We start from the raw sequence: 8,982 nt of genomic DNA, 5'->3' as shown, positions 1-8,982 counted from the left end.
CGGCGGGCCGAACGGGGCTACCCTGTGACGATCCGACCCGGCACGGGTCGGCCGTCCCGTCGGCGGGGACCCCTCCCGCCCACCACAGTGAGGTACCCATGGCCGGTGGTCTCGCCGCCCTGCTCGACGACATCGCCGTCCTCGCCCGGATGGCCGCGGCCAGTACCGACGACATCGCGGCCGCCTCCGGACGCGCGAGCGTCAAGGCCGCCGGAGTGGTGGTCGACGACACCGCCGTGACCCCGCAGTACGTCCGCGACGTGGAGCCGTCGCGCGAACTGCCCATCATCCGTCGGATCGCCACGGGTTCCCTGGGCAACAAGGCCATCATCATCGTCTTCGCGCTCCTGCTCAGCCAGTTCGTCCCGTGGATCCTCACCCCACTGCTGATGCTCGGTGGTGCGTACCTCTGTTATGAGGGCGCGGAGAAGGTGTGGGAACGCGTCACCGGCCACCACGAGGAGGCCACGCCAGTCGTCGAGAAGGGTCCCGACGCGGAGAAGCGGATGATCCGCGGGGCGGTGACCACCGACTTCATCCTCAGCGCCGAGATCATGATGATCGCGCTCAACGAGGTCGCCGAGGAGCCGTTCTGGACCCGCGCGGCGATCCTGGTGGTGGTGGGGCTGTTCATCACCGCGCTCGTCTACGGCGTGGTGGCGGTGATCGTGAAGATGGACGACATCGGACTCCACCTGGCCGGGAGGGACTCCCCGGGGGTGAAGAGGTTCGGCAGCGGTCTGGTCCGGGCGATGCCGACGGTCCTCGAGGTGATCTCGTTCGTCGGGATGCTCGCGATGCTGTGGGTCGGCGGACACATCCTGCTCGTGGGCCTGGACGAGCTCGGGGCGACCGCCCCGTACCACCTGGTGCACCTGCTCGAGGAGCCGGCCGCGGCGGTGGCAGGCGTCGGGAGCGTGCTCGGGTGGCTGGTCAACACGGTGTGCTCGCTGCTGTTCGGCCTGGTCGTCGGCGCGGTGGTGGTGGCCGTGGCCCACGTCGTCCCCCGACGACGGGACGAGTCGGGGCCCGCCCCCACCACAGCGGAGGCCGCCGGGACCGGTCACGCGAGGGACTGATGCTCCTCACCGTGGGGCACGGTCGGCTCGCGCGCGACGAGCTCGGTGGGTTGCTCACCGGCGCCGGGGTCGAACTCCTGGTGGACATCCGTCGATTCCCCGGGAGCCGCGCCAACTCGGCCGCCGCACGGGGGGCGGTGCCGGAGCTCGCCCGCGACCTCGGCATCGACTACCGCTGGGAGGAGCAGCTCGGGGGCCGACGCACCCTCACGGCGGAGCAACGGCGCGACTCACCCGACACCTGGTGGCGCGTCGAGGCGTTCCGCGCCTACAGCGCGTGGACCCGCTCCCCCGGGTTCCGCGCGGCACTGGACCGGGTCGTCGGGGACGCCCGCGCCCGTCGCACCGCGGTCATGTGTTCGGAGTCCGTGTGGTGGCGCTGCCACCGCAGGATCGTGGCCGACGTGACGACGACCGTCCACGACCTCCCCGTGGGGCACCTCATGCACAGCGGGTCGATCACCGGGCACAGCCCGAGCGAAGGACTTCGGCTCGACGCCCACGGACAGCCGGTGTGGGACGCCGGCGTCGCCTAGGCTCATGGGCATGGAACCGGCACCCTCCCTCGCCCCCGTCGCCGCACTTCTCGGCACCTGGAGGGGTGAGGGCGCGGGGTCGTATCCCACCATCGAGGACTTCACGTACACCGACGAGGTGGTCTTCTCGGACGTCGGCAAGCCGTTCCTGCACTACGTCCAACGGTCGTGGAGCGCGGACGGCTCCCCCATGCACACGGAGACGGGCTATCTGCGCATCCCGGGGGCCGGGACCGCCGAGCTGATCCTGGCGCAGCCCATGGGACAGACCGAACTCGCCGAGGGCACCGTCGTGGCCGAGGCGGACTCGCTCGTCCTGGAATTCCAGGCCCGGGTGGCCAACAGCGCCACCGCCAAGCAGGTGGACGCCACCAGGCGCCGGTACGAACTCACCGGGGACAGGTTGGTCACCACCTTCGCCATGGCCGCGGTCGGACAGCCGATGACCCATCACCTCCACTCCGATATGCGGCGGGTCTGAGCGCCGTGGCCGAGAAGAAGAACGACGGGCGATCCGCGAACATCAAGGACGAGAAGGTCTACGAGGCGCTGCGCGACGACGGCGCCAGCAAGGAGAAGGCCGCCCGGATCGCCAACGCCTCGGCCGGGCGATCGCGGTCCGAGGTCGGCCACAAGGGTGGCAAGGCCGGCTCGTACGAGGACTGGACCGTCGACGAGCTCCGCGACCGCGCCCGGGAGATCGGCATCGAGGGACGCTCGTCCATGACCAAGGACGAGTTGATCGAGGCGTTGCGGGAGCACTGAGCCGGGACCAGCGGGCCGGGCTCACCGAGCCGGGATCAGCGGGCCGGGATCCAGCGGGCCGCGCGCTCACCCTCGTCGGCGTGTGGCCCGGTGCGTCAGCGCGCCGCGTCCCCCCGCCACACGAGCCGGGACACCCCCAGCCCGTCGAGCTCCCACCGCAGCTGGGACTGCGAGGGGGACTGGACGGGGAGGAACGCGGCCTCACGCATCCGACGATTGGCGGGGGCGTCCTGCGCATACCCCATTCCACCGCAGAGGATGGCCTCGAGTCGCGTGGCGGCGGGAGCGATCTCGGCGCCGTCCAGGCGCAACAGGAGGAGGTCGACGAGAGCGCCCTCTCCCGGCCGCGACGCCAGTCGGTGCAACTCCGAGTGCATGTGCTCGTGGCGGTCCACCAGCGCGGAGTGCTCGTCGGCGGAGAACGCACCGAGGCCGCCGAGCAGTCCCTCGACCTCGGTGAGAGAACGCGCCGCGACACCCGAGCAGAACGCGGCCTGCAGGACGAGGAACTCCGGGCGCACGCCGGTCAGGAAGTCCCCCAGGTCCTCCCCCAGCACCTGCTCGTCGGGGACGACGACGCCGTCGAGCCCGATCATGGTCGAGGCCGTGGCGTTGAGCGCCAGGAGATCCGGGGCGCTGCGCATGTCCACGCCCGGAGTCGACGCCTCGAAGGCCAGGACGAGGCTGCGCCCGTCCCCGGTGTTGGCGGCCAGGACGATCGTGCTGTCCTCGTAGACGTTGGAGGCCCACGCGACCGGGCCGTCGATGCGGTAGCCGCCGTCGACCGGAGTGGCGGTGATCGGGACTCTGCCCAGCCCGACCGCCTGACGCTGGGCAACGGCCATGCCGGTCACACCGGGCCGGTCCCCCGTGGCCACGGCGCGATAGGTCCGCCACGCGGCGTCCGACCGGTCCGCCGCGTGGCGGAGGTAGGCGGCGGTCATGCGCTGCGCCCAGGCGCCGAAGGCCACCGCCAGGCTCTCGGTGGCCACGGCCTCGATGATCGTGGCGGCGACGCCGACCGGGGTGCGGTCGACGTCGAAGAGACCGAGGTCGGCGAGAGCGGAGAGGTCCTGCCTGAGGTCGGCGTCCCCGCGGTCCAGCGCCGTCGCCCGCGCGGCGACCGAATCGATCACCGCGATGAGCGCTCCGGGATCGACGGCGCCGAGGTCCCCGGCGGTGAGCCGTGCCCGCGGTGCCCCGAGGTCCGGGGTGAGAGTGGCGGCCGCGGACCCGCTCATGCCAGCCCGCGCAGACGCGAGGCGGTGGTGCCGATCTCCCGCGCCCCGACCATCGAGTCCGCGTCGATCAGCACCGACCGGCCGGGTCGCCTCTCCCGGGAGCGGGTGGTCTCGTACGGGAACGGGATCATCGGGTGTCCTTTCCGGGACGCGGGCGACGTGCGTACGACAGGGCAGAACAGACCGATGGGTCCATCTATTCCCCACGCCCGCACCCCCACTCCGACCGCCCGGGCGGTGAACACTGGCTTAACGGGATCGCGGCGATCCCGCCCCACCACTACAGTCATGGGATGCGCACCGTCCTCCATACCAAGCTCGACGAGTTCTCCGACCAGCTGGTCCGGTTCTGCGAGATGAACAACCGACTCCTCGACCTCGCCACCGTGGCGCTGCTCGAGGGTGACGAGGTCGCCGCCACCGAGGTCATCGACGGCGCGGCCGAGGTGGAGGATCTGCGCGAGGCGAGCGAGCAGCACGCCTTCGATCTGCTGTTGCTCGAGGCACCCGTGGCCCGCGACCTGCGGCAGGTGGTCTCCGGCATCTACATCGTCGAGCACTTCACGCGGATGGCCGCCCTCACCGGCCACATCGCCCGCGTCGCCCGCCGACGCCACCCCAACCCGGTCATCCCCGGGCCCGTGGTCCCGACGATCCGCGAATTCGCGGAGCGGGACTCGGCCATGGCCCGGAATCTCGGGCAGCTGCTCCCCACCAAGGACGTCCGCCTCGCTCGCTCACTCGATTCGGAGGACGACGCGGTCGATTCCCTCCACGCCGACCTCATGCGGCAGATCTCCGCCGAGGACTGGCCGCACGGCTCGGTCGCGGCGGTGGATCTGGCGCTGCTCGCCCGCTACTACGAGCGGTTCGCCGATCACACGGTCAGCATCGCCAACCGCGTGGTCTACCTCGCCACGGGTGAGAGGCCCGGGGGCGGGTCGCTCTCCCACCTCGAGGACGGCACCGTCCTCGACTGACCCGATCCGATCTCCGATGTGAGGAGCCCGCCGTGTCCCGTCCCATCCACTTCGAGATCCACGCCTCCGATCCCGCGCGGGCGTGCGCGTTCTACGCTGCCGTCTTCGGCTGGACCTACCAGGACTGGAGCGACTTCGCCGGGTCACCGTACTTCGGCGTGACCTCCGGCCCCGAGGACCAACCGGGCATCAACGGCGCGATCATGCAGCGCAACGGCGACACCCCTGCGACGGGATCGCCCGTCGCCGGCGCGGTGCTCACGATGGGGTGCGGGGACTTCGACGCCACCGCCCGCGCGATCCTCGACGCCGGCGGGACGGTGGCCATGGACAAGCACGCCCTGCCGGGAATGGCGTGGCAGGGCTACTTCCTCGACACCGAGGGCAACGTGTTCGGCATCCACCAACCGGACCCCGACGCGAAGTAGGGCGACCGCATGACCCGGGTGTGAGCCCGGGTCATGCGATGGTGGGTGAGCCACCGTGGGGGGTCACCTGCTGCCGCGGGGCCTCACCGGCAGATCGCGCCCGTCGAGGCCGACTGCACGAGCTTGGAGTACTTGGCCAGCACACCGCGGGTGTAGCGCGGCGGGAGCGGCTCCCACCCGGCGCGACGCGCTTCCAGCTCGGCCTCGTCCACCAGCAGGTCCAGTGTCCCGTCGGACACGTCCAGGCGGATGCGGTCGCCGTCGCGGACCAGGGCGATCGGTCCACCGTCCACCGCCTCGGGGGCGATGTGGCCGACGCACAGGCCGGTGGTGCCACCGGAGAACCGCCCGTCCGTCATCAACAGCACGTCCTTGCCGAGCCCGGCGCCCTTGATGGCGCCGGTGATCGCGAGCATCTCGCGCATGCCCGGGCCGCCCTTGGGCCCCTCGTAGCGGATCACCACGACGTCCCCGGCGGTGATCGTGCCGTCCTCCAGCGCGTCCATGGCGGAGCGCTCCCGCTCGAACACGCGGGCAGTGCCCTCGAAGACATCGGAGTCGAAGCCGGCGGACTTGACCACGGCGCCCTCCGGGGCGAGCGACCCGTGCAGGATCGTGATGCCGCCGGTCGGGTGGATCGGCTCGCTCATCGCGCGCAGCACCAGCCCGTCCGGGTCCGGCGGGGCGATGTCCGCGAGGTTCTCGGCGACGGTGCGTCCGGTGACGGTGAGGCAGTCGCCGTGTAGGAGTCCCGCGTCGAACAGGGCCCTCATGACCACCGGAACACCGCCGATCCGGTCGACGTCGGTCATCACGTGCGCACCGAACGGCTTGACGTCCGCGAGGTGCGGCACCCTGGCGCCGATGCGGGCGAAGTCGTCGAGCGTGAGCTCGACCTCCGCCTCGCTGGCGATCGCGAGCAGGTGCAGGACGGCGTTGGTGGATCCACCGAAGGCCATGACCACGGCGATCGCGTTCTCGAACGCCTCCTTGGTCATGATGTCCCGGGCGGTGATCCCGCGGCGCAGCAACTCGACCACGGCCTCCCCGCTCGCCTTGGCGTAGTCGTCCCGCCGACGATCCGGAGCGGGCGGGGACGCACTGCCCGGGAGGGACATCCCGAGCGCCTCGGCCGCGCTCGCCATGGTGTTGGCGGTGTACATGCCGCCGCACGCCCCCTCGCCCGGACAGATGGCGCGCTCGATGGTGTCGACGTCCTCGCGACTCATCAGACCGCGCGAGCACGCCCCGACGGCCTCGAACGCGTCGATGATGGTGACCTGCTTCTCCGTGCCGTCGGAGAGCGTGGCGAAGCCGGGCAACGTGGACCCCGCGTAGAGGAAGACGCCGGCCAGGTCGAGGCGCGCGGCGGCCATGAGCATCCCCGGTAGGGACTTGTCGCAGCCGGCGAGCAGCACCGACCCGTCGAGCCGCTCGGCGCTCATCACCGTCTCGACACTGTCGGCGATCACCTCGCGGGACACGAGCGAGAAGTGCATGCCCTCGTGTCCCATCGAGATGCCGTCGGACACGGAGATGGTGCCGAACTCGAGCGGGTACCCGCCGCCGGAGTGGACGCCCTCCTTGACCGCCTTGGCCAGCCGGTCGAGGGAGAGGTTGCACGGGGTGATCTCGTTCCACGAGGACGCGACGCCGATCTGGGGCTTGACCCAGTCGTCGTCCCCCATCCCGACCGCGCGGAGCATGCCCCGCGCCGCGGTCTTCTCGAGGCCGTCGGTGACGTCCCGGCTGCGGGGCTTGATGTCCACACCGTCGCGGGTGCTCGTCTGATCAGTCTGCTGCGTCATACCGCCAGACTAGGCGGTGGACGGGAGAGGGCCGCAGGAGACGCGACGGGTCAGACCGGGGTCAGCTCGAGCAGGCGCCCGCCCGGGCCGTCCTCGAGCACCCAGATCGCCCCGTCGGGGGCCTCGGCGAGCGCCCTGACCCGCTCGCCCATGTCCCATTCCCGTACGACGGTCGCGGTCTCGTCCCGCAGTTCCACGCGGACCAGATTCTGGCCGGACAAGCCGCCCACCAGCGCGCTGCCCGCCCACCCGTCGAAGCGGTCCCCGCCGTAGATCAGGAGGCTGCCGGGAGAGATGGCGGGCACCCAGTAGGTGGCGGGTGGGACGAAGCCGTCCCCGTCCCGGTGGTCCGGGATGTCCCCGCCGTCGTAGTGCCGTCCCATCGAGGCCCGGGGCCACCCGTAGTTCGCGCCCTCGGCGAGCAGGTTGAGCTCGTCGCCGTGGCGGGGGCCCATCTCGGACACCCAGATCCCGCCCTGCGGGTCCGCGGCGATGCCCAGGGGGTTGCGGTGACCGATGGTCCAGAGGTCGGCGGAGGAGCCGCCGTCCCCCGCCCACGGGTTGCCGGGCGCCGGGTCCCCGTCGAGGGTCAGGCGGACCACTGCGCCGAGGTTGCTGGCGGTGTCCTGGGCGGGGGTCTGCTCCTGGCGGTCGCCCGAGGTCACGTAGAGGTGGTCGTCGAGGACGAGCAGGCGCAGCGCGAAGTGTCCGTTGCCGGCGGCGGGGTCCTGCTCCCAGATCACCTCCAGGTCCGTCAGCTCGGCGCGGTCCACGTCGAGCGTGCCGCGGCCCACCACGCCCTGCGCGCCCTCGGGATGGTCGCGCACCCAGCTGAGGTAGACGGCGCCGTCCTCGGCGTGGGAGGCGCCCGCGGCGACGTCGTGGAGACCTCCCTGCCCGGCGCCGTCGACCGGCGGCACGCCGGCGACCTCGGCGACGTCTCCCGTGGCCTGGTCACGCAGCAGGAGCTCACCTCCGCGTTGTGAGATGAGCAGGTGCCCGGAACCGGGGAGGAAGGTCATCGCCCACCCCTCGTCGAACCCGCCGTGCTCCGTCACGCGGAAGTCCTCGGAGGTGGCGGCGGTGGACGGCGCCTGACCGGCCCGGTCATCGGGGTCGACGGAGGCGGTTCCGCCGGTACACCCGCTCAGGACGAGGGCCGCTGCCGCTACCGGGACCAGGAGTCGTCGCATGCCCTCACGGTATCGATTCCGCGGGCGGCCCGGCCCCGAGCCGGGTCCCTGCAGGTGACCCGCCGGGCCCGTCAGCTCCCGTCGCCGCGGGCGCGGTCGTAGCGACGGAGGGTCTCGCGGCGCTCCTCGGCGTGGTCCACGATGCGCTCGGGGTACCCGTGGTCGTATCCGTCCGCCGCTCGCCACGGTTCGTGGGCGGCGGCGCCCGACAGGTGCGCGAGCTCGGGGATCCACCGGCGCACGTAGTCGCCGTCCGGATCGAACTTCACCCCCTGGGTGACGGGGTTGAACACCCGGAAGTACGGCGAGGCGTCGGTGCCGGTCCCGGCCACCCACTGCCACCCGTGGTTGTTGGAGGCCAGGTCGCCGTCCCGCAGGTGGTCGAGGAAGTACCGGGCCCCGGACGGCCACCACACGTGGAGGTCCTTGACCAGGAAGCTCGCGGTGACCATCCGGACGCGGTTGTGCATCCACCCCTCGGCCCGCAGCTGCCGCATCCCGGCGTCCACGAACGGGTAGCCGGTCAGCCCCTGTTGCCACGCCTCGACGAGCGCGGCGGTCTCCGGGCCCTCGTCGTAGTCCATCCCCTCCAGCGTGTCCCGGAGATCGCGCCAGGCGGAGCGGGGCCGGTGCCACAGGACGTCCGCGTAGAACTCGCGCCACGCCAGCTCGGTGACGAACCGACGCGCGCCCTCGGAGTCCGAGCCGGGGTGATCGGCGAGCTCGGCCAGGATCGTGCGCGGGTGGATCTCCCCGTACTTCAGGTGCACGGACAGTCGGCTGGTCGTGTCGAGGTCGGGCCGGTCCCGCTGATCGCCGTACGAGGTCAGGTCCTCGTGCAGGAATTCCCGCCACCGCGCGAGGGCCGCCTGCTCCCCGGCCTCTCCCCCGCGCCCCGCGCCTCCCGGCCCGGGGTCGACGTCCTCGGACGCGCCCGAGTCGGGGTCCGCGG

At 72.0% G+C, this 8,982-nt stretch carries 11 protein-coding genes; 6 read left to right on the top strand and 5 right to left on the bottom strand.

Features of this window, described 5'->3' with window-relative positions; genetic code table 11:
- Positions 1-98: 98 nt before the first annotated feature.
- The 4 genes from G6022_RS05725 to G6022_RS05710 are packed head-to-tail and all read left to right on the top strand — an operon-like array spanning position 99 to position 2,380.
- On the top strand, positions 99-1,079 hold the full coding sequence (locus G6022_RS05725) for a DUF808 domain-containing protein (RefSeq protein ID WP_179525617.1): 981 nt from the start codon (positions 99-101) through the stop codon (positions 1,077-1,079).
- Positions 1,079-1,615 carry a DUF488 domain-containing protein gene (locus tag G6022_RS05720; RefSeq protein WP_182639978.1) on the top strand — a complete coding sequence of 179 codons (537 nt, stop codon included), beginning with the start codon at positions 1,079-1,081 and terminating at the stop codon, positions 1,613-1,615. The genes G6022_RS05725 and G6022_RS05720 overlap by 1 nt, the downstream gene beginning before the upstream one ends.
- Before the next feature lie 10 nt (positions 1,616-1,625).
- Positions 1,626-2,096 (top strand): FABP family protein, encoded by a 471-nt coding sequence (locus tag G6022_RS05715; protein ID WP_182639977.1) that lies wholly within the window; start codon positions 1,626-1,628, stop codon positions 2,094-2,096.
- Between the two features lie 5 nt (positions 2,097-2,101).
- Entirely contained in the window at positions 2,102-2,380 is a 279-nt protein-coding gene (locus G6022_RS05710; protein ID WP_179525620.1) for a Rho termination factor N-terminal domain-containing protein, read from the top strand.
- A gap of 95 nt (positions 2,381-2,475) precedes the next feature.
- Here G6022_RS05710 and G6022_RS05705 read toward each other — a convergent pair whose 3' ends face one another.
- Entirely contained in the window at positions 2,476-3,621 is a 1,146-nt protein-coding gene (locus G6022_RS05705) for an acyl-CoA dehydrogenase family protein (RefSeq protein WP_179525621.1), read from the bottom strand.
- On the bottom strand, positions 3,618-3,752 hold the full coding sequence (locus G6022_RS17020) for a hypothetical protein (protein WP_259844327.1): 135 nt from the start codon (positions 3,750-3,752) through the stop codon (positions 3,618-3,620). The genes G6022_RS05705 and G6022_RS17020 overlap by 4 nt, the downstream gene beginning before the upstream one ends.
- Before the next feature lie 162 nt (positions 3,753-3,914).
- Between G6022_RS17020 and G6022_RS05700 the strand changes: the two genes are divergently transcribed.
- Positions 3,915-4,601: a PhoU domain-containing protein gene (locus G6022_RS05700; RefSeq protein ID WP_179525622.1), complete on the top strand. Its 687-nt coding sequence runs from the start codon at positions 3,915-3,917 to the stop codon at positions 4,599-4,601.
- A 32-nt stretch (positions 4,602-4,633) separates the two neighbouring features.
- Positions 4,634-5,029: a VOC family protein gene (locus G6022_RS05695; protein ID WP_179525623.1), complete on the top strand. Its 396-nt coding sequence runs from the start codon at positions 4,634-4,636 to the stop codon at positions 5,027-5,029.
- A gap of 83 nt (positions 5,030-5,112) precedes the next feature.
- On the opposite strand, the gene ilvD is transcribed toward G6022_RS05695, so the two are convergent.
- From ilvD to G6022_RS05680, 3 genes are all read right to left on the bottom strand, one after another.
- Positions 5,113-6,837: a dihydroxy-acid dehydratase gene (gene ilvD / locus G6022_RS05690; protein ID WP_179525624.1), complete on the bottom strand. Its 1,725-nt coding sequence runs from the start codon at positions 6,835-6,837 to the stop codon at positions 5,113-5,115.
- Positions 6,838-6,887: 50 nt separating this feature from the next.
- Complete coding sequence (locus G6022_RS05685) at positions 6,888-8,030, bottom strand: PQQ-dependent sugar dehydrogenase (protein ID WP_182691147.1); 1,143 nt, start codon at positions 8,028-8,030, stop codon at positions 6,888-6,890.
- Positions 8,031-8,101: 71 nt separating this feature from the next.
- Positions 8,102-8,982: deoxyribodipyrimidine photo-lyase (locus G6022_RS05680; protein ID WP_206682363.1), on the bottom strand; the 881-nt coding region annotated here is incomplete at its 5' end.

Origin of the sequence: Dietzia sp. Cai40 (assembly GCF_014145165.1) — a bacterium.
GTDB classification, from domain to species: domain Bacteria; phylum Actinomycetota; class Actinomycetes; order Mycobacteriales; family Mycobacteriaceae; genus Dietzia; species Dietzia natronolimnaea.
This window is presented reverse-complemented; position numbering and strand designations above follow the sequence as displayed.

Bases quoted from the DNA above. Each gene is read 5' to 3' on its own strand.
- G6022_RS05725 (WP_179525617.1), top strand. From the start codon at position 99: ATGGCCGGTGGTCTCGCCGCCCTGCTCGACGACATCGCCGTCCTCGCC.
- G6022_RS05720 (WP_182639978.1), top strand. From the start codon at position 1,079: ATGCTCCTCACCGTGGGGCACGGTCGGCTCGCGCGCGACGAGCTCGGT.
- G6022_RS05715 (WP_182639977.1), top strand. From the start codon at position 1,626: ATGGAACCGGCACCCTCCCTCGCCCCCGTCGCCGCACTTCTCGGCACC.
- G6022_RS05705 (WP_179525621.1), bottom strand. From the start codon at position 3,621: ATGAGCGGGTCCGCGGCCGCCACTCTCACCCCGGACCTCGGGGCACCG.
- G6022_RS17020 (WP_259844327.1), bottom strand. From the start codon at position 3,752: ATGATCCCGTTCCCGTACGAGACCACCCGCTCCCGGGAGAGGCGACCC.
- G6022_RS05700 (WP_179525622.1), top strand. From the start codon at position 3,915: ATGCGCACCGTCCTCCATACCAAGCTCGACGAGTTCTCCGACCAGCTG.
- ilvD (WP_179525624.1), bottom strand. From the start codon at position 6,837: ATGACGCAGCAGACTGATCAGACGAGCACCCGCGACGGTGTGGACATC.
- G6022_RS05685 (WP_182691147.1), bottom strand. From the start codon at position 8,030: ATGCGACGACTCCTGGTCCCGGTAGCGGCAGCGGCCCTCGTCCTGAGC.